The 23635-nt window shown below is 73.8% G+C and carries 21 protein-coding genes; 14 read left to right on the forward strand and 7 right to left on the reverse strand.

The genetic code is table 11. The features are described 5' to 3' along the window. The first annotated feature begins 63 nt into the window (after positions 1-63). From ABEB06_RS25890 to ABEB06_RS25900, 3 genes are all read left to right on the forward strand, one after another. Positions 64-1386 (forward strand): M16 family metallopeptidase, encoded by a 1323-nt coding sequence (locus ABEB06_RS25890; RefSeq protein ID WP_345699284.1) that lies wholly within the window; start codon positions 64-66, stop codon positions 1384-1386. Next, positions 1383-2774 (forward strand): M16 family metallopeptidase, encoded by a 1392-nt coding sequence (locus ABEB06_RS25895; RefSeq protein WP_345699285.1) that lies wholly within the window; start codon positions 1383-1385, stop codon positions 2772-2774. The genes ABEB06_RS25890 and ABEB06_RS25895 overlap by 4 nt, the downstream gene beginning before the upstream one ends. A gap of 293 nt (positions 2775-3067) precedes the next feature. Continuing rightward, on the forward strand, positions 3068-4261 hold the full coding sequence (locus ABEB06_RS25900) for an RtcB family protein (protein ID WP_345699286.1): 1194 nt from the start codon (positions 3068-3070) through the stop codon (positions 4259-4261). A gap of 4 nt (positions 4262-4265) precedes the next feature. Here the strand turns inward: ABEB06_RS25900 and ABEB06_RS25905 are convergent, their stop codons facing one another. Beyond that, entirely contained in the window at positions 4266-5084 is an 819-nt protein-coding gene (locus ABEB06_RS25905; protein WP_345699287.1) for an LAGLIDADG family homing endonuclease, read from the reverse strand. A gap of 117 nt (positions 5085-5201) precedes the next feature. Between ABEB06_RS25905 and ABEB06_RS25910 the strand changes: the two genes are divergently transcribed. Continuing rightward, on the forward strand, positions 5202-6113 hold the full coding sequence (locus ABEB06_RS25910) for a glutaminase (RefSeq protein ID WP_345701991.1): 912 nt from the start codon (positions 5202-5204) through the stop codon (positions 6111-6113). A gap of 73 nt (positions 6114-6186) precedes the next feature. On the opposite strand, the gene ABEB06_RS25915 is transcribed toward ABEB06_RS25910, so the two are convergent. Further along, positions 6187-6465 (reverse strand): HPr family phosphocarrier protein, encoded by a 279-nt coding sequence (locus ABEB06_RS25915; protein ID WP_345699288.1) that lies wholly within the window; start codon positions 6463-6465, stop codon positions 6187-6189. A 229-nt stretch (positions 6466-6694) separates the two neighbouring features. On the opposite strand from ABEB06_RS25915, the gene ABEB06_RS25920 reads away from it, so the two are divergent. The 4 genes from ABEB06_RS25920 to ABEB06_RS25935 all read left to right on the forward strand — a co-directional run bounded on the left by ABEB06_RS25920 (position 6695) and on the right by ABEB06_RS25935 (position 12050). Further along, the gene (locus tag ABEB06_RS25920; RefSeq protein ID WP_345699289.1) at positions 6695-9526 is read left to right on the forward strand and encodes a bifunctional acetate--CoA ligase family protein/GNAT family N-acetyltransferase; all 2832 of its coding nucleotides are present in this window, start codon (positions 6695-6697) and stop codon (positions 9524-9526) included. Between the two features lie 85 nt (positions 9527-9611). After that, positions 9612-10199, forward strand: a complete 588-nt coding sequence (locus ABEB06_RS25925) for a DUF5998 family protein (protein ID WP_345699290.1) — start codon at positions 9612-9614, stop codon at positions 10197-10199. Positions 10200-10208: 9 nt separating this feature from the next. Further along, positions 10209-11369, forward strand: a complete 1161-nt coding sequence (locus ABEB06_RS25930) for an alkaline phosphatase family protein (RefSeq protein WP_345699291.1) — start codon at positions 10209-10211, stop codon at positions 11367-11369. Between the two features lie 33 nt (positions 11370-11402). Next, entirely contained in the window at positions 11403-12050 is a 648-nt protein-coding gene (locus ABEB06_RS25935) for a thymidine kinase (RefSeq protein ID WP_345699292.1), read from the forward strand. A gap of 4 nt (positions 12051-12054) precedes the next feature. On the opposite strand, the gene ABEB06_RS25940 is transcribed toward ABEB06_RS25935, so the two are convergent. Continuing rightward, positions 12055-12831 carry a VOC family protein gene (locus ABEB06_RS25940; RefSeq protein WP_345699293.1) on the reverse strand — a complete coding sequence of 259 codons (777 nt, stop codon included), beginning with the start codon at positions 12829-12831 and terminating at the stop codon, positions 12055-12057. A gap of 136 nt (positions 12832-12967) precedes the next feature. Between ABEB06_RS25940 and ABEB06_RS25945 the strand changes: the two genes are divergently transcribed. After that, a complete protein-coding gene (locus ABEB06_RS25945) occupies positions 12968-13789 on the forward strand; it encodes a sulfurtransferase (protein WP_345699294.1) in 822 nt (273 codons plus the stop codon). Between the two features lie 52 nt (positions 13790-13841). Here the strand turns inward: ABEB06_RS25945 and sepH are convergent, their stop codons facing one another. Further along, positions 13842-14921, reverse strand: coding sequence for a septation protein SepH (gene sepH / locus ABEB06_RS25950; protein WP_345699295.1), 1080 nt, complete (start codon positions 14919-14921; stop codon positions 13842-13844). Between the two features lie 465 nt (positions 14922-15386). Between sepH and ABEB06_RS25955 the strand changes: the two genes are divergently transcribed. Beyond that, positions 15387-16166 (forward strand): hypothetical protein, encoded by a 780-nt coding sequence (locus ABEB06_RS25955; protein ID WP_345699296.1) that lies wholly within the window; start codon positions 15387-15389, stop codon positions 16164-16166. Between the two features lie 7 nt (positions 16167-16173). Here ABEB06_RS25955 and ABEB06_RS25960 read toward each other — a convergent pair whose 3' ends face one another. Both ABEB06_RS25960 and ABEB06_RS25965 read right to left on the reverse strand, forming a co-directional pair. After that, positions 16174-17490 (reverse strand): D-arabinono-1,4-lactone oxidase, encoded by a 1317-nt coding sequence (locus tag ABEB06_RS25960; RefSeq protein ID WP_345699297.1) that lies wholly within the window; start codon positions 17488-17490, stop codon positions 16174-16176. Positions 17491-17585: 95 nt separating this feature from the next. Continuing rightward, positions 17586-18833 carry an MFS transporter gene (locus tag ABEB06_RS25965; protein WP_345699298.1) on the reverse strand — a complete coding sequence of 416 codons (1248 nt, stop codon included), beginning with the start codon at positions 18831-18833 and terminating at the stop codon, positions 17586-17588. A 124-nt stretch (positions 18834-18957) separates the two neighbouring features. On the opposite strand from ABEB06_RS25965, the gene ABEB06_RS25970 reads away from it, so the two are divergent. Beyond that, positions 18958-20094 carry a ferrochelatase gene (locus tag ABEB06_RS25970; protein ID WP_345699299.1) on the forward strand — a complete coding sequence of 379 codons (1137 nt, stop codon included), beginning with the start codon at positions 18958-18960 and terminating at the stop codon, positions 20092-20094. A gap of 26 nt (positions 20095-20120) precedes the next feature. Next, positions 20121-20912: an inositol monophosphatase family protein gene (locus ABEB06_RS25975; protein ID WP_345699300.1), complete on the forward strand. Its 792-nt coding sequence runs from the start codon at positions 20121-20123 to the stop codon at positions 20910-20912. A gap of 79 nt (positions 20913-20991) precedes the next feature. On the opposite strand, the gene ABEB06_RS25980 is transcribed toward ABEB06_RS25975, so the two are convergent. Beyond that, on the reverse strand, positions 20992-21171 hold the full coding sequence (locus ABEB06_RS25980; RefSeq protein ID WP_345699301.1) for a hypothetical protein: 180 nt from the start codon (positions 21169-21171) through the stop codon (positions 20992-20994). A gap of 347 nt (positions 21172-21518) precedes the next feature. On the opposite strand from ABEB06_RS25980, the gene ABEB06_RS25985 reads away from it, so the two are divergent. Both ABEB06_RS25985 and ABEB06_RS25990 read left to right on the forward strand, forming a co-directional pair. Then, complete coding sequence (locus tag ABEB06_RS25985; protein WP_345699302.1) at positions 21519-22172, forward strand: response regulator transcription factor; 654 nt, start codon at positions 21519-21521, stop codon at positions 22170-22172. A gap of 31 nt (positions 22173-22203) precedes the next feature. After that, positions 22204-23538: a sensor histidine kinase gene (locus ABEB06_RS25990; protein ID WP_345699303.1), complete on the forward strand. Its 1335-nt coding sequence runs from the start codon at positions 22204-22206 to the stop codon at positions 23536-23538. The last annotated feature ends 97 nt before the right edge of the window (positions 23539-23635 follow it).

Raw genomic sequence — 23635 nt, forward strand, 5'->3', positions numbered from 1 at the left:
GATTCACCGACTTGCCGATGTACCGACTTGCCGACGTACCGACGAAGACGGGAAGGACCCCGCATGGCCAACCCGGCCCCCGCCTCCACCCGAGGCCTCGCCATCACCGAGCACCGCCTCGCCAACGGCCTGCGCGTCGTGCTCTCCGAGGACCACCTCACCCCGGTCACCGCCGTCTGCCTCTGGTACGACGTCGGCTCCCGGCACGAGGTGAAGGGCCGCACCGGTCTCGCCCACCTCTTCGAGCACCTGATGTTCCAGGGCTCCGCCAACGTCTCCAACAACGGCCACTTCGAACTGGTCCAGGGCGCCGGCGGCTCCCTCAACGGCACCACCAGCTTCGAACGCACCAACTACTTCGAGACCATGCCCGCCCACCAGCTCGAACTCGCCCTCTGGCTCGAAGCCGACCGCATGGGCTCCCTGCTCGCCGCCCTCGACGACGAATCCATGGAGAACCAGCGCGACGTCGTCAAGAACGAGCGCCGCCAGCGCTACGACAACGTCCCCTACGGCACCGCGTTCGAGAAGCTCACCGCGCTCTCCTTCCCCGAGCCGCACCCCTACCACCACACCCCCATCGGCTCCATGGCCGACCTCGACGCGGCCACCCTGGAGGACGCGCGGAACTTCTTCCGCACCTACTACGCGCCCAACAACGCCGTCCTCGCCATCGTCGGCGACCTCGACCCCGAGCAGACCATCGCCTGGGTCGAGAAGTACTTCGGCACCATCCCCGCCCACGACGGCAAGCAGCCCCCGCGCGACGGCACCCTCCCCGACGTCATCGGCCGGGAGATCCGCGAACTCGTCGAGGAGGACGTCCCCAGCCGCGCCCTGATGGCCGCCTACCGCCTCCCCCACGACGGCAACCGGCAGGCCGACGCCGCCGACCTCGCCCTCACCATCCTCGGCAGCGGCGAATCCAGCCGCCTCTACAACCGCCTCGTCCGCCGCGACCGCACCGCCGTCGCCGCCGGATTCGGCCTGCTCCGCCTCGCCGGCGCCCCCAGCCTCGGCTGGCTCGACGTCAAGGCCTCCGCCGGCGCCACCATCGAGCAGATCGAGGCCGCCGTCGACGAGGAGCTCGCCCGCTTCGCCGCCGAAGGCCCCACCGCCGAAGAGCTCGAGCGCGCCCAGGCCCAGATCGAACGCGAATGGCTCGACCGGCTCACCACCGTCGCCGGCCGCGCCGATGAACTCTGCCGCTTCGCCGTCCTGTTCGGCGACCCGAAGCTGCTCGACACCGCACTCACCAAGGTCCTCGACGTCACCGCCGAGGAAGTCCAGGCCGTCGCCGCCGCACGGCTGCGCCCCGACAACCGGGCCGTCCTGGTCTACGAACCGACCACCACCGACGCGAACGAGGAGGAGGCGGCCGCATGACCGGCGACTACACCCCCACCATGACCTTCCACCCGCAGCCCCAGCCCGGCACCCCCACCCCCTGGGCGTTCCCGGCCCCCGAGCGGACCACCCTCTCCAACGGCCTCACCGTCCTGCACTGCCACCGCCCCGGCCAGCAGCTGGTCGCCGTCGACCTCGTCCTCGACGCCCCGCTCGCCGCCGAACCCGAAGGCCTCGACGGCATCGCCAACATCCTCGCCCGGGCCCTGTCGGAAGGCACCGACACCCTGAGCGCCGAGGAGTTCGCCGGCGAACTCGAGCGCGCCGGCGCCACCCTCGACGCCCACGCCGACCACCCCGCCGTCCGCGTCTCCCTCGAAGTCCCCGCCTCCCGCCTCGAACGCGGCCTCACCCTGCTCGGCGACGCCCTGCGCGCCCCCGCCCTCCCCGAGGACGAGATCGAACGCCTCGTCGCCAACCGGCTCGACGAGATCGTCCACGAGCAGGCCAACCCCGCCCGGCGCGCCGCCAAAGCCTTCTACGCCACCCTCTTCGCCGAGGACGACCGGCTCTCCCGGCCCCGCAGCGGCTCGACCGACACCGTCAAGGCCATCGACCGGGCCGCCGTCCACGCCTTCTACCAGGCCCACCTGCGCCCCAGCACCACCACCGCCGTCGTCGTCGGCGACCTCACCGGCATCGACCTCACCGCCCAGCTCGAAGCCACCCTCGGCACCTGGACCGCGGCCCCCGCCGAAGCCAGCACCCACGCCCCCGTCACCGCCGACGACACCCCGCGCGTCGTCATCGTCGACCGGCCCGGCTCCGTCCAGACCCAGCTCCTCATCGGCCGCATCGGCCCCGACCGCCACGACCCCGCCTGGGCCGCCCAGATCCTCGGCACCTACTGCCTCGGCGGCACCCTCACCTCCCGCCTCGACCGCGTCCTGCGCGAGGAGAAGGGCTACACCTACGGCGTCCGGGCCTTCGCCCAGCCGCTGCGCTCGGCCGCCGACGGCAGCGGCCGCGCGCTGCTCGCCATCAGCGGCTCCGTGGACACCGGGAACACCGCCCCGGCCCTCGCCGACACCTGGACCATCCTGCGCACCCTCGCCGCCGAAGGCCTCACCGACGGCGAACGCGAGGAGGCCGTCCAGTTCCTGGTCGGCGTCGCCCCGCTCAAGTACGAGACCGCCGGCTCCGTCGCCGCCACCCTCGCCGACCAGGTCGAGCAGTACCTGCCCGACAACTACCAGGCCGAGGTCTACCGGCAGCTCGCCGAACTCGACACCGAGACCGCCACCCGCGCCGTCGTCGCCGCCTTCCCGCCCGACCGCCTGGTCACCGTGCTGGTCGGCGACGCCTCCGTGATCGCCGAACCCGTCAAGGCCCTCGGCATCGGCGACGTCACCGTCATCGCCAACTGAGGCACCTCCGACGGGGCCCGACGGAGCTGGTGCTCCGTCGGGCCCCGCCGTCGTTTAATCCCTTGCCGGTGCTCCGCCGCCCGTGGGTGAATGTCCCCGGCCCCGCAACGCGCCGGGCCGAACACCACGAGAGGAGGCGGTCACCATGCGGGTCGAGCCATACGTCCGATGCTCCCCGAGACTGTCGCTCCTCCGTCGCGCAGCCTGAGCGCTGCCCCCAGTCTTCCCCGAGCCGCACCGGGACCGGTGTGTGCGGCACCATGTCATCAGCGACCTTTGGAGGTCGAACCACCATGTCGTACACCGAAGTACCCGGCATCCGGGTCCCCATCCGGATGTGGACCGACCCCGCCACCGTCGAGGGCCAGGCCATGCAGCAGCTGCGCAACATCAGCTCCCTGCCCTGGCTGCACGGCCTCGCCGTGATGCCCGACGTCCACCTGGGCAAGGGCGCCACCGTCGGCTCCGTCATCGCCATGAAGGGCGCCGTCTGCCCCGCGGCGGTCGGCGTCGACATCGGCTGCGGCATGACCGCGGTCAGGACGTCCCTCACCGCGAAGGACCTCCCGGACGACCTCTCCCGCCTCCGCTCCAAGATCGAGCAGGCCATCCCGGTCGGCCGCGGCCTCCACACCGACCCGGTCGACCCGGGCACCCTGCACGGCTTCCGGGCGGCGGGCTGGAGCGACTTCTGGGACCGCTTCGACGGCATCGCGCCGGAGGTGAAGTGGCGGCGGGAGCGGGCTGCGCAGCAGATGGGAACCCTCGGATCGGGCAACCACTTCTCGGAAGTTTGTATAGATACCAATGGTGTGGTGTGGCTGATGCTGCACTCCGGATCGCGCAACATCGGCAAGGAGCTGGCCGAGCACCACATGGGCGTCGCGCGCTCGCTCCCGCACAACCAGGGCCTGGTCGACCGCGACCTGGCGGTCTTCATCGCGGACACCCCGCAGATGGCCGCTTACCGGCAGGACCTGTTCTGGGCGCAGGAGTACGCGAAGCACAACCGGGCGATGATGATGGCCTTGATGCAGGACGTGGTGCGCCGTGAGTTCCCGAAGGCGAAGGTGGTCTTCGACGAGATGATCTCCTGCCACCACAACTACGTGGCGGAGGAGCGGTACGACGGCGTCGACCTGCTGGTCACCCGCAAGGGCGCGATCCGGGCCGGCTCCGGCGACTACGGGATCATCCCGGGCTCGATGGGCACCGGCTCGTACATCGTGCGCGGCCTCGGCAACAAGGACGCGTTCAACTCCGCCTCGCACGGAGCGGGCCGCAAGATGAGCCGCACCGCGGCGAAGAAGCGGTTCACCACCCAGGACCTGGTGGCGCAGACGGCCGGCGTCGAGTGCCGCAAGGACTCCGGCGTGGTCGACGAGATCCCGGGCGCGTACAAGAACATCGAGAAGGTCATGGACCAGCAGCGCGACCTGGTCGAGGTGGTCGCCCACCTCAAGCAGGTCGTCTGCGTGAAGGGCTGATCGGTCAGGCCCGGGCGTGCGGGATGCGCGTCCGGACCCTTTGCGGTCCGAACATCCGCCAGCGGCGCATGGCGCAGCTCTGCACGGTGCGGCCGAGTTCTGCCGCGGCCGCCTCGGCGCTGGGGCACGCGCGGAGGACGTCGAGTTCGTGGGCGGTCCAGCGGCGCTGGTGGATCTTCGGCCGGTCGGCAGGGCGGATCCATGCGGCCGCGTGGGCCGCTGCGGACAGTTTGCGGGGGAGGGCGAGAGCGCCCGGGTAGTAGAGGTCCCGGGCGAGGGCGACGGCGTCCTCGCAGGTGTAGAGGATGTTGTAGATGTCGTCCCGGGCGTTGCGGTTGACCGTCCGGTGTGTCCCGGTGACCTGCTGGGCGTAGTCGCAGAAGAAGCGCTTGATCGGTTCGCTCTTCGTCGTCAGGCTCACGAACGGAAGCCCTGCGCCGGTCCGCCCGACCGATCCATCGGCGTCGACGAGCCCCCGGACGTAGTCGCGGGTGGAGAACGGGACCGTCGGCGGCGTGACGGAGTCGGACTTGCGGCCGATCGGGAGTCCGAGGTCGAGGAGCTGTTCGCGGAACTCGAGGGCATGGACCGACCAGGCCGCGGAGGCGTGTTCGGCGGCGAAGTTGGTGGCCCGGGTGCGGTACTTGATGCTGCTGTTGTGCGGGCAGATCCGCTGGAAGGCTTCGAGGATCGGCGCGTCCCGGGCGGAGACCTCGACGCTGACGCGGCCGCGGTTGCGGTCGCTCGCGGAGTGGTGCCCGTCGGCCTGGAGGAAGGCGAACATGTAGGCGTGGTCGGGCGCTTCGAGGGTGAACTCGTCCATGGGGCCCAGCCTGCGGCGAGTGTTCGGCGGCCGGGCGGGGATCGGGGCCGGATCATCCGATGAGGTGCTTTCGCTCAAGTCGAAATGTCCGGTTCAATGGCCCGCGTGGATCAGGACGTGGAGTACGGGCGGCTGCTGCGGGACGTGATGGCGACGGCGTTGGCGGGGGAGGCGCGGGGGCGGCCGGCGGATTACATCCCGGCGCTGGCGGCGGCGGATCCGTCGGCGTTCGGGATGGCGCTGGCGACGGTGGACGGCGCGGTGTTCGGGGTGGGCGAGTGGGAGGTGCCGTTCTCGATCCAGTCGGTGTCGAAGCTGTTCAGCCTCGCGCTCGCGCTGGCGGAGGGCGGGGACGGGCTGTGGGGCGGGGTGGGGCGGGAGCCGTCGGGCAACCCGTTCAATTCGCTGGTGCAGCTGGAGTCGGAGCAGGGGATCCCGCGCAATCCGTTCATCAACGCGGGGGCGCTGGTGGTCACGGACCGGCTGCTGGAGCTGACGGGGGACGCGGCGGGAGCGGTGCGGGATTTCCTGCGCGCCGAGTCGGGGAACCCGGCGGTGGGGACGGACGACGCGGTGGCGGCCTCGGAGGCGCGGCACGGCCACCGGAACGCGGCGCTGGCGCACTTCATGGCGAGCTTCGGGAACCTGCGCAATCCGGTGGGCAGCGTGCTGGCGCACTACTACGCGCACTGCGCGATCGCCGCGTCCTGCCGGGACCTGGCGCTGGCGGGGTTGTTCCTGGCGCGGCACGGGGTGCGGGCGGACGGTTCGCGGCTGCTGTCGCGCAGCGAGGCGAAGCGGATCAACGCGGTGATGCTGACCTGCGGGACGTACGACGCGGCGGGGGACTTCGCGTACCGGGTGGGGCTGCCGGGGAAGAGCGGGGTCGGCGGCGGGGTGCTGGCGGTGCTGCCGGGGCGGGGGTCGGTGTGCGTGTGGGGCCCGGGGTTGGACGCGGCGGGCAATTCGGTGCTGGGGGTGGCGGCGCTGGACGCGTTGACGACGGCGACGGGCTGGTCGGTGTTCTGAGGCGCGCAGTGGTCCGGGTGCGCGGAAGGGGTGCGCCGCGCAGTGCGGCGCACCCCTCCGGGCAGGCGGTGCCTCAGGCGGCGGGGAGCTCGTCGAGGCCTTCCTGGACGAGCTTGGCGACGCGGTCGAGGGCGACGTCGGCGTTGTCGGCGTCGGAGGCGAGGACGACGGTGTCGCCGCCCTGGGCGCCGAGGCCGAGCAGGCCGAGCATGGAGCCGGCGTTGACCGGGTTGCCGCCTTCCTTGGCGATGGTGATGGGCACGCCCGTGGAGGTCACGGCGCGGACGAAGATGGAGGCGGGACGGGCGTGCAGGCCCTCGGCCCAACCGATGGTGACGCGGCGCTCTGCCATGTGACGTGCCTTTCAGGTGGTGCAGGGTGGTGCAGGTTGTCTAGACCAGTGTTGCACGCCGTTCACGCGGTCGCGCCGCTCAGGACGCGGCGCGGCGGCAATCGGGACCGATCGGTGACCAACGTCCGCCCAGGTCCGGGCCGGTTCCCGCCGGGTCCGGCCCGGCTCCCACCATGGCGCCCGTGCACGCCGGGCGCCATCCGGCTCGCCGACGGTTAACCTGACGACCGTGGATGACACCGCCCCCGCGGCCGACGAGCAGAGCTACCCGCAGCACTGGGAGGCGGACGTCCTGCTGCGCGACGGCGGCACGGCCCGGATCCGGCCGATCACCGAGGCCGACGCGGAGCGGCTGGTGGAGTTCTACGAGCAGGTCTCGGACCAGTCCAAGTACTTCCGCTTCTTCGCGCCCTACCCGCGGCTGTCCGACAAGGACGTGCGGCGCTTCACGCACCACGACTACATCAACCGGGTCGGCCTGGCGGTGGTGGTCCGCGACCGGTTCATCGCGACGGTCCGCTACGACCGGATCGACGCGGACGGCCGGCCCTCGTCCACCGGGACCGACGCCGAGGTGGCGTTCCTGGTGCAGGACGCGCACCAGGGCCGCGGGGTGGCGTCCGCGCTGCTGGAACACATCGCGGCGGTGGCGCAGGAACGCGGGATCCGCCGGTTCATCGCGGAGGTGCTGCCGGAGAACCGGAAGATGGTGAAGGTCTTCACCGACGCCGGCTACACCCAGCGGCGCAGCTTCGCGGACGGCGTGGTGCACCTGGAGTTCGACCTGGAGCCGACGGCGGCCTCGCTGGCGGTGATGCGGGCGCGCGAGCACCGGGCCGAGGCGCGGTCGGTGCAGCGGTTGCTGACGCCGCGCTCGGTGGCGGTGCTGGGGGTGTCGCGCAGCGCGCAGTCGGTGGGCCGGGCGCTGCTGCGGGACCTGGCGGCGGCGTTCCGCGGCCCGGTGTACGCGGTGAACCGCAACGCCGAGCCGGGCACGCTGCTGGACGGGGTGGCGACGTACCGTTCGCTGCTGGACATTCCGGGGCCGGTGGACCTGGCGGTGGTGGCGGTGCCGCAGTCGGCGGTGCCGGCGGCGGTGGCGCAGTGCGGGGCGCACGGGGTGCAGGGCCTGGTGGTGGTGTCGGCGGGGTACGCGGAGACCGGTCCGGAGGGGCGGGACCGGCAGCGGGCGCTGGTGCGGCAGGCGCGGGCGGCGGGGATGCGGGTGATCGGCCCGAACGCCTTCGGCCTGATCAACACGGATCCGGAGCGGCCGTTGAACGCCTCGCTGGCGCCGGTGCTGCCGGAGCGCGGGCCGTTCGGGGTGTTCTGCCAGTCGGGGGCGATCGGGGTGGCGCTGCTGGAGGCGGCGCACCGCCGGGGCCTCGGGGTGTCGTCGTTCGCCTCGGTGGGCAACCGGGCGGACGTCTCGGGCAACGACATGCTGCAGTACTGGGAAGAGGACGCGGCGACCGAGGTCGTGCTGCTGTACCTGGAGTCGTTCGGCAATCCGCGGAAGTTCACCAGGATCGCGCGGCGGCTGGCGGCGGCGAAGCCGGTGGTGGTGCTGAAGGGGGCGCGGCACACCGGGAGCCTCCCGCCGGGGCACGCGGTGCAGCCGGCCGCGAGCCGGCTGCGGGACGCGACGGTGGACGCGCTGTTCCAGCAGGCCGGGGTGGTGCGGGTGGACACCATCACGGAGCTGTTCGACACCGGTGAGCTGCTGGCGACCCAGCCGCTGCCGGCCGGGGACCGGGTGGCGGTGGTGGGCAATTCGGACTCGCTCGGGCTGCTGACGTACGACGCCTGCCTGTCGGCGGGCCTGCGGCCGCGCAGCCCGGTGGACCTGACCACCGGCGCGACCGGGGAGAACTTCCGGGTGGCGCTGCACACGGCGCTGCGCGATCCGGCGGTGGACGCGGTGATCGCGGTGGCGATCCCGCCGATCGGCGTGCAGGGTGCGGCGCCGGACCCGGCGTCGCACGGCGGGCCGGAGCGGGGCGAGGGGCGGGGCGGGGAGCCTGGCCGGGAACCGGTGGAGGACGATCCGGAGATCGCCCTGGCGCTGCTGGACGCCGCCGGGCTGGGCCGTGACCTGGGCAAGCCGCTGCTGGTGACGCAGCTGGCGCTGTCCGGGCTGACCGGGCGGTTGAAGGCGGGCCGGGTGCCGGCCTATCCGGCGCCGGAGCGGGCGGTGCACGCGCTGGCCGACGCGGTCGGGTACGCGCAGTGGCGGCGCCGCTCGGCGGAGGCGGAGCAGACGGCCCGGGTCCCGGAGCTGGAGGGGGTGGACGAGACCGGCGCCCGGGTGCTGGTGGAGGCCGCGCTCACCACCCGGGAGGCGGTGGCGGCCCGGCTGCAGGCGGGTGGGGCGCGGGTGACGCTGCCGGACGCGGAGGCGGTGGCGCTGCTCGCCCGTTACGGCATTCGGGTGAGTCCGGTGCTGTCCGCGCCGGACGAGGAGAGCGCGCTGCGGGCGGCGGCGACGCTGGGCTACCCGGTGGCGCTGAAGGCGACGGCCGAGCACCTGCGGCACCGCCCGGACCTGGGCAGCGTGCGGCTGGACCTGACCGGCGAGCCGGGGCTGCGCCGGGCGTTCCGGGAGCTGGACGCGCTGCTGGGCGGGGCGGACAAGGCCCGGCTGGTGGTGCAGCGGCTGGCGCCGCGCGGGGTGGACACGGTGATCGGCGCGGCGGTGGACCCGGCGGTGGGCACCATCCTGTCGTTCGGGCTGGCGGGCGCTCCGGCGGAGCTGCTGGGCGACGTGGCCCACCGTCTGGTGCCGGCCACCGACCGGGACGTGGCGGAGCTGATCCGCGAGGTGCGGGCGGCGCCGCTGCTGTTCGGCTGGCGGGGTGCGGCGCCGGTGGACACGGGGGCGCTGGAGGAGCTGCTGCTGCGGGTGTCGCGGCTGGTCGACGACCTGCCGGAGGTCGCCTCGGTGGACCTGGAGCCGGTGGTGGTGGCCCCGCGGGGGCTGGCCGTCCTGGGCGCGCGGGTGCGGATCGCTCCGCTGCCGGTCCGCACCGATCTGGGGCCGCGCGCCATGAGCACCCTGTAACCTTGCGTGGTTCCCCTCCGGGAACGCCGGTAACGCCCGGCGCAGTGCGACCCGCTACGTCGGCGGGACATGCCAGGATGGAGTTATGGCGAAGACCGGTACCACCACGCAGGACCTGCGGTCCGCGATCGAGCGCAGCGGCTACTACCCGGCGCTGGTGTCCGAGGCGGTTGAGTCCGCGGTGGGCGCCGAGCCGATCACCTCCTACCTGGTGCACCAGGAGACCACCTTCGACGCCAACGAGGTGCGCCGGCACGTCACCGTGCTGGTGCTGACCCCGTCCCGCTTCGTGGTGAGCCACACCGACGAGCAGAACGGCGACGCGGCGACCCCGGTGCCGTACGCGACGACCTCGACCGAGTCGGTGCGCCTGGACCGGATCAACTCGGTGGTGGTGAGCCGGATGGTGGCCAACCCGGAGACGTACACCCCGGGCACGCTGCCGCGCGAGGTGGTGCTGACCATCGGGTGGGGCGCGGTGCAGCGCCTGGACCTGGAGCCGGCCGGCTGCTCGGACCCCAACTGCGAGGCGGACCACGGCTACACCGGTTCGGCGACGGCGGACGACCTGTCGCTGCGGGTGAGCGAGGCCGGCGACGGCCCGGAGACGGTGTCGCAGGCGCTGGTGTTCGCCCGGGCGCTGTCCGAGGCGACCATGACCAACCGGGTCTGAGCCGCCCGCATGCACCTCGGCTACGACTCCTTCGAGATCCTCGACCCCTCGGACGCGCCGGCCCCGCAGTACGGCTGCGCCTCGCTCGCGGACCTGCTGCCCGCGGTGGCGGCGGGCCTGGGCGTGGACGGGTTCTCCAGCGGGCTGCCGCTGGAGCCGGCCGACCGGGTCTGCGTCTTCCTGGTCGACGGGATGGGCTGGGAGCTGCTGCGCCGGCACCCGGACTGGGCGCCGTTCCTGACCTCGCTGATGGCCGCCTCGGCGCCGATCACCGCCGGGTTCCCGTCGACCACCGCGACCTCGCTGGCCTCGGTGGGCACCGGTCTGACCCCGGGCGTGCACGGCCTGGCCGGCTACACGGTGGCGGTGCCGGGCGCCGGCCACCTGATGAACCAGCTGCGTTGGCAGCCGCCGGTGGACCCGCGCAGCTGGCAGCCGTACCCGACGGTGTTCGAGCAGGTGCACGCGGCGGGCGTGGCGACCGCGCAGGTCTCCTCGCCGCTGTTCTCCACCACGCCGCTGACCCAGGTCGCGCTGTCCGGCGGGACCTTCCTCGGCCGGACCACCGGCGAGGAGCGGATGGACCTGGCGGCCCGCTGGCTGGCCGACCACGACCGCGCGCTGGTGTACACGTACGTCAGCGAGCTGGACGGCGCCGGGCACCGCTTCGGCGTGGACTCCGACGAGTGGCGGCTGATGCTGTCCACCGTGGACCGGCTGGCCCGGCGGCTCGCCGAGCAGCTGCCGCCGCGTTCGGCGCTGTACGTCACCGCCGACCACGGCATGATCGACATCGCGCCGGAGGACCGGATCGACTTCGACGAGGACTGGGAGCTGTCCGCCGGCGTCGCCCTGCTCGGCGGCGAGGGCCGCGCCCGGCACGTGTACGCGGTGCCCGGTGCGGAGGCGGACGTGCACACGGTCTGGAGCGAGGTGCTCGGCGACCGGATGTGGGTGGCCACCCGGGACCAGGCGATAGCGGCCGGGTGGTTCGGCCCGGTGGTCGACGAGCGGGTGTACCACCGGATCGGCGACGTGGTCGCCGCCGCGCGGGACGACATCGCGGTGATCGCCTCCCGGAGCGAGCCGGGGGAGTCCTCGATGGTCGGCCTGCACGGCTCCATGACCCCGGTCGAGCAGCTCGTCCCGCTGCTCGAAGTCCGCGCCTGAACCCCCTTCCCCTGAAAGGCTCCTGCGCTACCCATGGCTGAACTGGTGTTCTTCTCGGGCACGATGGACTGCGGCAAGTCGACGCTCGCCCTGCAGATGGACCACAACCACGCCGCGCGCGGCCGCAAGGGCATCATCTTCACCCGCCACGACCGGGCCGGGGCGGCCACCATCTCCAGCCGGCTCGGCCTGCGGGCGGACGCCGTGGAGGCCGGCGACGACTTCGACTTCCAGGCGTACGTGGTGCACCTGCTGTCGGCCGGCGGCCGGGTGGACTACCTGATCTGCGACGAGGCCCAGTTCTTCTCCGCCGGGCAGATCGACCAGCTGGCCCGGGTCGTCGACGAGCTCTCCATCGACGTCTTCACCTTCGGCATCACCACCGACTTCCGCACCAAGCTGTTCCCCGGTTCGCAGCGGCTGATCGAGCTCGCCGACCGGGTCGAGGTGCTGCAGGTCGAGGCGCTGTGCTGGTGCGGCGCCCGGGCCACCCACAACGCCCGCACGGTGGGCGGGGTGATGGTGGTCGAGGGTGCCCAGGTCGTGGTCGGCGACGTCGCCGTCAACGAGGACGAGATCGGCTACGAGGTGCTCTGCCGCCGCCACCACCGCCGCCGCCTCACCGCCGCCACCGCCCGGGTCGCGGTGCTCTCCCCGGACGTGCTGCCCTTCGAGGGCTGAGCGCTCACGGCAGCTGCACCACCGAGAAGCGGCCGCCCTGCGGGTCGGCCAGCCGGGCCACCCGGCCGTCCGGGGTGTCGTACGGGCCGACCAGGGCCCGACCGCCCAGCGCACCGGCCCGATGGGCCGTCAGGTCGGCGTCGGCCACGGCGAAGTGGACCTGCCAGCGGGCGGGTCCCTGCCGCGGGTCGGAGCTGTGCCGGATCCCGGCCACCGGCCGGCCGCCGACCAGCAGCCGGGCGTCGTCCTCGCCCCGGGCCACCGCCTCCCGCTCCGACTCCACCACCGCGCGCCCCAGCACCGCCCGGTAGAACAGCGCCGCCGCGGCCTCGTCCGCCGTCACCAGCTCGTGCCAGGCCGGGGCGCCGGGCTCCCCGACCACCTCCCAGCCCAGGTGCTCCTCGCCCTGCCAGAGGCCGAACACCGCCCCCGACAGGTCCGCCGCCAGGGCCAGCCGCCCGGCCCGCTCCGCCTGCAGCGGGCCCACCGCGACGGTGCCGCCGCACTCCCGGATCCGCTGCGACACCTCGTCCGCGTCGTCCACGGCGAAGTACGTCGTCCACTCCACCGGGTGGCTCGTCCCCTCCGGGGCGACCCCGATCCCGGCGACCTTCAGCCCGTTCGAGACGGCCCGCACGTACGCGCCGAGCGTCGTCGGGCCGGGCGTGAACTCCCAGCCGAGCAGCGCCCCGTAGAACGCCTTCGCGCCCTCCAGGTCGCCGGTCGTCAGGCTCACCCAGCAGGGCATGCCCTGGGCCAGCCGCACCTTCACCGCCGTCATGGCGCCACCTCCGCCGCCGCGGGACCGACCGTCCCAGCCGCATGCTTCCACCCGTCCCGGCGTGTCATGCCCCTCCGCACCGGCGAGCCGGGCAAAGACCGTACAAAGGGCGGACCCGGATGGACACAATGGCTGCATGACCTCCGCCAGTTCGCCGATCATCTCGGCCGCCGACCTCGCCGCCGCGCTCGACAGCGACCGCCCGCCGGTCCTGCTGGACATCCGCTGGCAGCTGGGCGGCCCGCCCGGCGCCGAGGAGTACGCCGCCGGACACCTCCCCGGCGCCCACTACCTCGACCTCGACCGGGAACTCGCCGCCCCGCCCGGCGCCGCCGGCCGCCACCCGCTGCCCGACCCGGAGGTGCTGGGTGCCGCCCTGCGCCGCGCGGGCGTCACCGCCGACCGGCCGGTGGTGGTCTACGACGCCGGGCCGGCCACCTCCGCCGCCCGCGCCTGGTGGCTGCTGCGCTGGGCCGGGCACGGCGACGTCCGCGTCCTGGACGGCGGACTCGCGGCCTGGCGCGACGCCGGCCGCCCGCTCGACACCGCGGTGCCCGCCGACGGCGACGGCGACTTCAAGGTGGTGCCCGGCGGGCTGCCCGCGGTCGACGCCGACGGTGCCGCCGAGCTCGCCCGCACCGGGCTGCTGCTCGACGCCCGCGCGGGCGAGCGCTACCGCGGCGAGGTCGAGCCGATCGACCCCAGGGCCGGCCACATCCCCGGCGCGGTCTCCGCCCCCACCACGGAGAACCTGACCGCCGACGGCCGGTTCCGGCCCGCGGCCGAGCTGGCCGCCCGCTTCGCCGCGCTCGGCGTCGCACCGGGCACGCGGGTCGGCGTCTACTGCGGCTCCGGCGTCACCGCCTCGCACGAGCTGCTCGCACTGGAGATCGCCGGCCACCCGGGCGCGGCCCTCTACCCGGGCTCGTGGAGCGAATGGTGCGCGCTGGGGCGTTGACAGAAGAGCGCACCGCCGACGGCGGTGCGCTCTCTCCGTTCTCCGGTCCGGACTACTCCGGCTTCTTGCGGCGGCTGCCGAAGACGATCTCGTCCCAGCTGGGCACCGTCGCCCGGCGGCCCGGGCGGACGCCGTCCGCCTCGGCCTGCCGGTCGGTGGTGCCGACCAGCCGCTCGCGGTGCGGCGCCACCGAACGCGGCATCAGGATGTCGGCGTACGCGGACCCCGCACCGACGCTGGCGGCCGGGGCGGCGGTCTCCTCGACCTCCTCCGGCTCCTCCGCGGCGGCGGGCTCCAGCGTCGGACCGACCGGGGTCAGCTCGCCGCGGTACGAGGGCACCACGTCGAGCAGGCTGGTCAGCGAATCCCGCTCGCCGGAGGCGGCGACCGCCTCGCGGGCCTCGCGGACCTCCCGGGTCTGCATGATCCGGTCGGCCGAGGGCCGCTCGATCATCGGGCGGGCCGGGCGGTCCTGGGGCAGCCTGGCGATCCGCGGGATGAACGGGAAGACGGAGTCCTCCTCGCGTTCCACGTTCTCGCCGATCAGCGCGCGCGCCTCGTCGTCGTTCGGCTGGACCAGCCGGCGGGGCGGGTCGTACGACCAGCTCGCGCTGCGGCCCTCGCCGTCGGCGCGGTAGGCCAGGATGACCTCCCAGGTGCCGTCGTCGCGGCGCCAGGAGTCCCAACGCTCGGTGTCCTTCTCGGCGCCGCGCAGCGCGAGCCGCTCCGCGACCGCCTCGCCGAGCTGCGGGCCGGTGGACTCGCCGTGCCGGCGGATCGCGGTCTTCCGCGCCCGCTCCGCCATGAAGGCGCGCTCGGCCAGCACCGGGCCCTCGAAGCGGCGCACCCGCTCGACCGAGATGCCGGCGGCCTGCGCGACCTCCTCGGCCGAGGCGCCTGCTCGTATCCGCGCCTGGATGTCCCGGGGGCGGAGGTGGCTCTCGACCTCGATCTCGATCTGGCCGAGCCGCGGCCGGTCGCCCCGGACGGCGGCGCGCAGCCGCTCGTCGATGGGAAGGGTGTACTCCGTGGAGTCGGCAGCCTTGAGCACCAGCCGTGTGCCGTCGTTGCTGACGGCCACAACCCGCAGTTCGGGCACGGTTACCTCCCGGGTGGTGCCTGCCGACGTCACCTGCGTCGCTGCTCCCGTACTGAGTGTGGCCTGCCCGCCCGCGACTGGCCACAACCTTGCAGAGTTACCCGGCGTGTCGGGCTTTCGCCCGGGCGCGCCGCTGTGGCACGGTTGCCTGTTTGCCACGTCGCAGGTCGACGTCGCGCCCGTGCTTCCGGGCCGCCGTCCGACGGGCGGTCGACAGAGGTGGCCGAAGGCTCAGACTCCACGAACAGTACTCCATTCGTGGCATCCGGAGGGGCGGCTCGCCGCTCAAGTCTCCCGCGAATCACCGGAATCTCAAGAGCGCGCACCCCAATGGCCGACCTCCGATCAGTGGACGGTGATCATCTTCACATATATCGACCGCAGAGAACCAGATTTTCGCCCCTTGTGTCCTTCTTTGTGCAAGATGGAGAGACTTGTTCGCAAACCAGCCGAGCCGACCGAGGGACAGGGATGCCGCAGCAGAGCACGCGAGGGGCCGTGACGGAACCGGACACCTCGGGGGAGGGCGGGCGGCGGATCGACCTGAGCGTCACTCAGGTCGCGGCGAGCGCGCTGGCCGCGGTGGCCGGCGCGGTGCTCGCCTCCGAGCTCGGCGTGTACGGGACGATCCTCGGCGCGGCGGTGGTCAGCGTCGGGGCCACCATCGGCAGCGCGGTGTTCCAGCACGTCTTCCGGCGCACCGGGGAACAGCTGCGCGGCGTGGTCGACCGCGACCCGCGGCCGGGTGCCGGGGCCGGCCCCGAGCCGGTCACCGAACTCTCGTCCGAATGGAACGAGCCACGGGTGGTGCGGGCCAAGCGGCGCTGGACGTGGAAGACCTGCACGGTGGTGTCCGCGCTGGTGTTCGTCCTGGCGATGGTGCCGATCGTGGCGGTGGAGGCGGCGGCGGGCAGGCCGATGCACGACATCACCACCGGTCAGGACGGCAGCGGGACGTCGTTCAACCCCGGTCGGCGGTCGTCGACGCCGCAGGAGTCGCCCCGGGAGACGCCGTCGCAAGGGCCCTCCGCCGACCCGGCGCAGCGGCCGTCGGCGCAGCCCTCCGCCTCGCCGTCGGGCGGTCCGAGCTCCTCGCCGGGTGCCGGGACGTCCCCGACGCCGGCGCCCTCGCCGAGCGGTTCGGCGTCCGGCGGGGCGGGCTCCCCGGCGGCGCCGACCGGTGAGCCGTCCACGGCGGCCGGGACGGCCGGGAGCGCCGTCCCCGGCTCGGACGAGGCCGCCGCCACCCCGGCCGGCACGCCGTCCCCGCGGGGCTGAGGCCCGGTCAGGCGCCGAGCACCCGGCGCAGGTAGTCGTTGCCGAAGACCCGCTGCGGGTCGACCTCGTCGCGCAGGGCGGTGAAGTCGCCGAAGCGCGGGTAGACCGAGGCCAGGTACTCGGCGTCGCGGGTGTGCAGCTTGCCCCAGTGCGGGCGGCCCTGGTGGGCGGTCATCAGCTTCTCCACCTCGGTGAAGTAGCCCTGCTCGGCGGTGCCGCGGTACAGGTGGACGGCGATGTAGGCGGTGTCGCGGCCGCTCGCGGTGGACAGCCACAGGTCGTCCGCGGGGGCGACCCGGACCTCGACGGGGAAGCTGATCCGCCAGTTCGAGCGCTCGACCAGAGCCTTGAGCTCGCGCAGCACGGTGGTGGCCGCCCCGCGCGGCACCGCGTACTCCATCTCGACGAAGCGGACGGTGCGCGGGCTGGTGAAGACCTTGTGCGCGAGGTCGGTGTAGCTGCGCTCCGACCAGGCGCGGCTGGCGACCTGGGCGATGGTGGGGACGACGGCCGGGAAGCGGCGGCCGATCCGGCAGGCGCCCTCCCAGACGGTGTTGGAGAGGAACTCGTCCTCCAGCCACTCCTTGAACCGGGGCAGCGGCGCGGCCGGGCCCTGGCTGCGGTTGTTGCGCTTGGTGGAGCAGCGGTCGGTGTGCGGGAACCAGTAGAACTCGAAGTGCTCGTTGACGGCGACGAGGTCGTCGAAGGCGGCGAGCACGTCGTCGAAGGCCATCGGCTGCTCGTGCGCGGTGAGCAGGAAGGCGGGTTCGACGGCGAGGGTGAGGGCGCTGATCACGCCGAGTGCGCCGAGGCCGAGCCGGGCGCCCTGGAAGAGCTCGGGGTTCTCGTCGGGGGAGCACTGCCTGACGGTGCCGTCGGCGAGGACGATCTCCAGGGCGCGGATCTGCGCGGCGAGCGAGCCGGAGTCCCGGCCGGTGCCGTGGGTGCCGGTGGAGGTGGCCCCGGCGACGGTCTGCACCTCGATGTCGCCCATGTTGGTCAGTGCCAGGCCGGCGGCCGCGAGCAGGCGGTTGAGCCGGTGCAGCGGCAGCCCGGACTCGACGGTGACGGTGCCCGCCCCGCGGTCGATCTCGCGGACGGCGGTGAGCCGGTCGGGGCGGATCAGCACGCCGTCCCCGGCGGAGGCGATGGCGGTGAACGAGTGCCCGGAGCCGACCGCCTTCACCGTCCGGCCCGCCTCCGCGGCCGCGCGGATCACCTCGCCGAGTTCCGCCGCGCCGGCCGGCGAGAGCACCTGGCCGGGCCGGGCGCTCTGGTTGCCGGCCCAGTTGCGCCAGCCGTCGGTGGTGGGGCGGTGCGGCATGCGGGTGCCTCCTGCTGCGGTCAGGTGAGCCACGACACGAACTACCGGTGGGTAGAGGGAGCGTAGTCACAGTTCCGCCGCAGGTCCACGGGTGATCACCCGAGGGCTTCGGTGAGCTCCTCGGCCTCCTCCTCGGCGCGGTCCAGCCCGCCGCGCAGGCGCGGGAGCCCGGCGTAGGCGACCAGGGCGCCGAAGAGGGCCGCCCCCAGGGCCACCCAGTAACCGGCGCGGGCGCCCGCGGCGTCGACCACCAGGCCGCCGGCCGAGGAGCCGAGGGCGACGCCCAGGGCGAGGCCGGTGGTGGTCCAGGTCATGCCCTCGGTGAGCTTCGCGGCCGGGACGAGCCGTTCGACCAGCGCCATCGCGGTGATCAGGGTCGGGGAGATGGCGAGCCCGGCGACGAACAGGGCGACGCCGACGGCGACCAGGCCGCCGGTGCCGTGCATCCGGGCTGCGATCACCAGCGGCACCATGGAGGCGGCCATCGCGGTGACGCCGACCAGGAACCGCACCGCCATCGACCCGGTGAGCCGCAGCGTTCCGAAGACCGCCCCGGCGAGGCAGGAGCCGGCCGCGTAGACCGCGAGGACGGGGCCGGAGGAGGCGGTGTCGCCCTGGGCCTTGGCGAAGGCCACGGTGACGACCTCGACCGAGCCGAAGATCGCGCCGACCGCGACGAAGGTCGCGACCAGCACCTGGAGGCCGGCGGAGCGGATCGCCGACTCGCCGGAGTGGTGCGCGGAGGGGTGGACCGGCGGCTCGGTGGACCGCTGCGCGGTGAACAGCACCACGCCCACCAGCAGGAACACCCCGGCCAGGGCCAGGCCGGCCTCGGGGAAGAAGGCGGTGGCCAGCCAGACGGCGAGGATCGGCCCGACGATGAAGCACAGCTCGTCCACCACCGCCTCGAAGGAGTACGCGGTGTGCAGCCTGGGCGGCTGGGAGCTGTAGAGGTTCGCCCAGCGGGCCCGGACCATCGACCCGGTGCTCGGCATGGCGCCCATGCCGACGGCGAAGAGGAACAGCGTCCAGTCCGGGGCGCCGAGCCGGGCGCTCGCGAGCAGGGCGCTCGCGGAGGCGATGGTGAGCGCCATCGCGGGGAGCGCGACCCGGCGCTGCCCGTACCGGTCGACCATCCAGGAGACCCGGGGGCCGAGGACGGCGGCGGAGACCGCGAGCACCGCGGAGAGCGCGCCGCCGAGGCCGAAGGAGCCGCGGGTCTGGGCCAGCATGGTCACGATGCCGATGCCGGTCATCGAGATCGGCAGCCGGGCCACCAGGCCGCTGGCGGAGAAGGCCAGCGTGCCGGGTGCGGCGAAGATCTGGCGGTAGCTGGACAGCACGCTGGCTCCACGGGATGGGGGTAAGGCACACGACTCGCGTAGACAGCTTACGAATCATCACGGCGCGACCGCACACCGGCGGTCTGCCGCAACCGACCGGTCCCCGGGTGGCAGGATCGGTGGCATGTCCGACTCGCGCACCCTCACCGACCACGCGCCCTACGACGCGCTGCTGCTGCTCTCCTTCGGCGGCCCGGAGGCCCCCGAGGACGTGGTCCCGTTCCTGGAGAACGTCACCCGCGGCCGGGGCATCCCCAAGGAGCGGCTGACCGAGGTCGGCAAGCACTACTTCCTGTTCGGCGGGGTCAGCCCGATCAACGCGCAGAACCGCGAGCTGCTGGCCGCGCTGCGCAAGGACTTCGCCGAACACGGCCTCGGCCTGCCGGTCTACTGGGGCAACCGCAACTGGGCGCCCTACCTGGTCGACACCCTGCGCGAGATCGCGGCCGACGGCCACCGCCGGATCCTGGTGCTCGCCACCAGCGCGTACGCCGGCTACTCGGGCTGCCGCCAGTACCGGGAGAACCTGGCCGACGCGCTCGCGCAGCTGGCCGCCGAGGGCGCGCCCGAGCTGGCCGTCGACAAGCTGCGGCACTTCTACAACCACCCGGGCTTCGTGCGGCCGATGGTCGACGCCACCCTGGCGGCCCTCGCCGAGCTGCCCGCCGGCGTGCGCGACGGCGCCCGGATCGCCTTCACCACGCACTCGATCCCGACCGCCATGGCGGACACCTCCGGAGACCCGGAGGACCCGGCCCGCGAGCTGCCCGGCGGCGCCTACGTCGCCCAGCACCTGGACGTCGCCCGGCTGGTCGCCGAGGCCGTCGCCGAGGCCACCGGCGTCGCCGACCGCCCGTGGGAGCTGGTCTACCAGTCCCGCAGCGGCGCCCCGCACATCCCCTGGCTGGAGCCGGACATCTGCGACCACCTGGAGGCGCAGCACGCCGACGGCGCCCCGGCCGTGGTGATGGTCCCGATCGGCTTCGTCTCGGACCACATGGAGGTCAAGTACGACCTCGACACCGAGGCGCTGGCCAAGGCCGCCGAGCTCGGCCTGCCCGCCGCCCGGGCCGCCACCGTCGGCACCGACCCGCGGTTCACCGCCGCGGTGCGCGAGCTGGTGCTGGAGCGCGCCGCCGGCGAGCGCGGCGAGCCCGTCGCGCGCTGTGCGCTCGGCGCGCTCGGCGCGAGCCACGACGTGTGCGCCGTCGCCTGCTGCCCCAACCCGCGCGCCCCCCGCCCCGCCGCCGCCCAGCGCTGACCCCGCCGACCACCCGGAGGAACCCCGTGCCCAGCCCCGACCTGCTGGACGAACTGCTCGCCCTGGCCACCGAGGCCGCCACCGCGGCCGGCGCCCTGCTGCGCGACGGCCGCCCCGCCGACCTCGGCGTCGCGGCGACCAAGAGCAGCCCGGTCGACGTGGTCACCGAGATGGACCTGGCCTCCGAGAAGCTCGTCCTGGAACTGATCTCCGGCCGGCGCCCCGCCGACGGCTACCTCGGCGAGGAGGGCGCCGACCGGCCCGGCACCAGCGGCGTCCGCTGGGTCGTCGACCCGCTCGACGGCACGGTCAACTACCTGTACGGGCTGCCCAACTGGGCGGTCAGCGTGGCCGCCGAGGTGGACGGCGAGGCGGTGGTCGGCGTGGTGTTCGCGCCGGTGCGCGGCGAGCTGTTCCACGCGGTGCGCGGCGGCGGGGCCTACCTGGACGGCCGTCCGATCGCCGGCCGGCCCGCCCCCGAGTGGGGCCGGGCGCTGCTGGCCACCGGCTTCGCGTACGTCCAGGAGACCCGCGTCCGGCAGGCGCGGGTGCTGGCCGAGCTGATGCCCGAGGCCCGGGACGTCCGGCGGGGCGGCTCGGCCGCCCTCGACCTGTGCGACCTGGCCGCGGGCCGGCTGGACGGCTACTACGAGCGCGGCCTAGCGCCCTGGGACCGGGCGGCCGGCCTGCTGGTGGTCCGCGAGGCCGGACTGCTCGCGCAGGGCCCCGCCCGGGGCGAGCACACCGGCCTGACCCTCGCCGCCCCCGCCGGCACCTTCGAGCGCCTGCGGGAGCGGCTGACCGAGCTCGGCGCCTGAGGACCGCCCCCGGACAGCGAAGGGCCCTGGCACGGTGTTCGTGCCAGGGCTCGGTCTTTCGGTGCCTGCCTGCGAAGGGTCAGGCGGCGTGACGCATCTGGACGGGGTCGACCCCGTACTCGGCGGCCAGGCGCTGCAGGTCCTCCAGCTCGGACTGCTCGACCTCGGCCAGGAACTCGTCCCCGGACTCCAGGGCACGGTGCAGATCCTGCTCGGCGTTCTTTATCCGCTGCAGGATTCCGTCGGTGAAGGCGTCCATACGGGCCCCCTAACTGTGTCGGACGGGCGCGGCCCGTGCGTCCCCCCGGCGAAGAGGAAGGAGATCTGGCGATTCCCCGGGCCGGTGCGGATGGGACGACACGGCGGGTGGGTGTGCGATCCGCCGAACGGCGGCATCACTGGTGTGCAGCTTGTCCTCCCCGCCCCCGGGCCGGGGAAACCTGCTGACGGAAGAAAGTTGCCCGGGTCACGGTCCAATCGGCCGTCCCCGCCTCCGCTTCGGCCGTCCCCGCTGGTCTTATCGCTGCTTTACCAGCGGACCAGGCAGGATGGAGGCACCGTCGGACCCCTGTGTCGGGGGCCGAACCAGGAGAAGGGACAACCACCGTGCGGGTTCTCGTCGTCGAGGACGAGCAGCTGCTCGCCGAGGCCGTCGCGACCGGTCTGCGCCGCGAGGCGATGGCCGTCGACGTGGTCTACGACGGAGAGGCGGCCCTGCAGCGGATCGCCGTCAACGACTACGACGTGGTCGTCCTCGACCGCGACCTGCCGCTGGTGCACGGCGACGACGTCTGCCGCCGGGTGGTGGAGCAGGGCCTGGCCACCCGCGTGATCATGCTCACCGCCTCCGGTGACATCTCCGACCGGGTCGAGGGCCTGGAGATCGGCGCCGACGACTACCTGCCCAAGCCCTTCGCCTTCAGCGAGCTGGTCGCCCGGGTCCGGGCGCTCGGCCGCCGCGCCACCGTCCCGCTGCCGCCCGTCCTGGAGCGGGCCGGCATCAGTCTGGACCCGGGCCGCCGCGAGGTGATCCGGGACGGCCGCACCGTCCAGCTGGCCCCCAAGGAGTTCGCCGTCCTGGAGGTCCTGATGCGGGCCGGCGGCGCCGTGGTCTCCGCCGAGCAGCTGCTGGAGAAGGCCTGGGACGAGCACACCGACCCCTTCACCAACGTCGTCCGGGTCACCGTGATGACCCTGCGCCGCAAGCTCGGGGACCCGCCGGTGATCATCACCGTGCCCGGCTCCGGCTACCGGATCTGACCCCACCCAGGAGAACCCGAGAGGACTGGCCATGACCACCCCGCCACCCGCCGGCGGGGCCCCCGGCGCGCCCGCCGGCGGCCCGGGGCCGGTACCGCCGCGCCCGCCCCACCCCCCGCACCCGGCGCTCACCGCGCACCGACCGGGCCGCCGCACCGAGCACCGGGCGGAGGAGCGCTACCACCCCGGCGACGGCCTGTTCGCCTGGCTGTCGCTGCGCCCCACCATCCGGATCAGGCTCACCCTGCTGTACGGCGGGATGTTCCTGATGGCCGGCGTCGTCCTGCTGCTGCTGATGTACTACTTCGTCCGCCAGTCGCTCCAGGACGCCGCCCTGCCGCACCTGGTGCTCAAGGGCCAGAACATCACCGTCGAGACGCCGGACGGCCTGCAGATCACCAACCAGGCCACCCTGGACCGCTGGCTGGCCAACTACCAGACCGTGCAGTCCAACGCGGCGCTCAACACCCTGCTGCGCCAGGCCCTGACCGCGCTGGTCTGCCTGGCCGTGATCGCCTTCGCGGCCGGCTACGCGATGGCCGGCCGGGTGCTGCACCCGCTCGGCCGGATCACCCGCACCGCCCGCGAGGTGGCCGGTTCCGACCTGCACCGGCGGATCGAGCTGGACGGGCCGGACGACGAGCTCAAGGAGCTCGCCGACACCTTCGACGACATGCTGGAGCGGCTCGACCGCGCCTTCGACTCGCAGCGCAGGTTCGTCTCGAACGCCTCGCACGAGCTGCGCACCCCGCTGGCGATCAACCGCACCCTGCTGGAGGTCCAGCTCTCGGACCCCGAGGCCTCGCCCGACCTGCAGCAGCTCGGCAAGACCCTGCTGGCCACCAACGAGCGCAGCGAGCAGCTGGTCGAGGGCCTGCTGCTGCTCGCCCGCAGCGAGAACGAGATCACCGAGCGCCGCCCGGTGGAGATGTCCGAGGTCGCGCTGCGCGCCGTCGAACAGGTCAAGCCGGAGGCCACCGGCCGCGAGGTCACCCTGCGCACCGACCTGCAGGCGGCCCCGGTGACCGGCAACGGCGTGCTGCTGGAGCGGGTCGCGCTCAACCTGCTGCAGAACGGCGTGCGCTACAACAGCCCGGACGGCTGGGTGGAGATCACCACCAGGTCTGTCCCCGGCGGCGGCGGTGAGCTGGTGGTCTCCAACACCGGCCCGGTGGTGCCCGGGTACGAGCTGGAGCACATCTTCGAGCCGTTCCGCCGGATCAAGGGCGCCGACCGCACCCGCAGCGACAAGGGCGTGGGCCTCGGGCTGTCCATCGTGCGCTCGGTCGTCCGTGCCCACGGCGGCACCATCGAGGCCGTCCCCCGCCCCGGCGGCGGCCTGCGGATCCAGGTCCGCGTGCCCTAGCCGCGCCGCGCCCCGCCGGCCGCCCCCGCCCAGCCGTGTCAGAACGACATAAGCGCTGGACAGGGGCGGCTTGTCATTTGCGCCCCGGTCAACTTAC

This window comes from Kitasatospora terrestris (assembly GCF_039542905.1).
Classification (GTDB): Bacteria; Actinomycetota; Actinomycetes; order Streptomycetales; family Streptomycetaceae; genus Kitasatospora; species Kitasatospora terrestris.

What these genes read in the sequence shown, in the direction of transcription:
- ABEB06_RS25890 (WP_345699284.1), top strand. Translation starts at nt 64, where the DNA reads ATGGCCAACCCGGCCCCCGCCTCCACCCGAGGCCTCGCCATCACCGAG.
- ABEB06_RS25895 (WP_345699285.1), top strand. Translation starts at nt 1,383, where the DNA reads ATGACCGGCGACTACACCCCCACCATGACCTTCCACCCGCAGCCCCAG.
- ABEB06_RS25900 (WP_345699286.1), top strand. Translation starts at nt 3,068, where the DNA reads ATGTCGTACACCGAAGTACCCGGCATCCGGGTCCCCATCCGGATGTGG.
- ABEB06_RS25905 (WP_345699287.1), bottom strand. Translation starts at nt 5,084, where the DNA reads ATGGACGAGTTCACCCTCGAAGCGCCCGACCACGCCTACATGTTCGCC.
- ABEB06_RS25915 (WP_345699288.1), bottom strand. Translation starts at nt 6,465, where the DNA reads ATGGCAGAGCGCCGCGTCACCATCGGTTGGGCCGAGGGCCTGCACGCC.
- ABEB06_RS25925 (WP_345699290.1), top strand. Translation starts at nt 9,612, where the DNA reads ATGGCGAAGACCGGTACCACCACGCAGGACCTGCGGTCCGCGATCGAG.
- ABEB06_RS25930 (WP_345699291.1), top strand. Translation starts at nt 10,209, where the DNA reads ATGCACCTCGGCTACGACTCCTTCGAGATCCTCGACCCCTCGGACGCG.
- ABEB06_RS25935 (WP_345699292.1), top strand. Translation starts at nt 11,403, where the DNA reads ATGGCTGAACTGGTGTTCTTCTCGGGCACGATGGACTGCGGCAAGTCG.
- ABEB06_RS25940 (WP_345699293.1), bottom strand. Translation starts at nt 12,831, where the DNA reads ATGACGGCGGTGAAGGTGCGGCTGGCCCAGGGCATGCCCTGCTGGGTG.
- ABEB06_RS25945 (WP_345699294.1), top strand. Translation starts at nt 12,968, where the DNA reads ATGACCTCCGCCAGTTCGCCGATCATCTCGGCCGCCGACCTCGCCGCC.
- ABEB06_RS25960 (WP_345699297.1), bottom strand. Translation starts at nt 17,490, where the DNA reads ATGCCGCACCGCCCCACCACCGACGGCTGGCGCAACTGGGCCGGCAAC.
- ABEB06_RS25970 (WP_345699299.1), top strand. Translation starts at nt 18,958, where the DNA reads ATGTCCGACTCGCGCACCCTCACCGACCACGCGCCCTACGACGCGCTG.
- ABEB06_RS25980 (WP_345699301.1), bottom strand. Translation starts at nt 21,171, where the DNA reads ATGGACGCCTTCACCGACGGAATCCTGCAGCGGATAAAGAACGCCGAG.
- ABEB06_RS25990 (WP_345699303.1), top strand. Translation starts at nt 22,204, where the DNA reads ATGACCACCCCGCCACCCGCCGGCGGGGCCCCCGGCGCGCCCGCCGGC.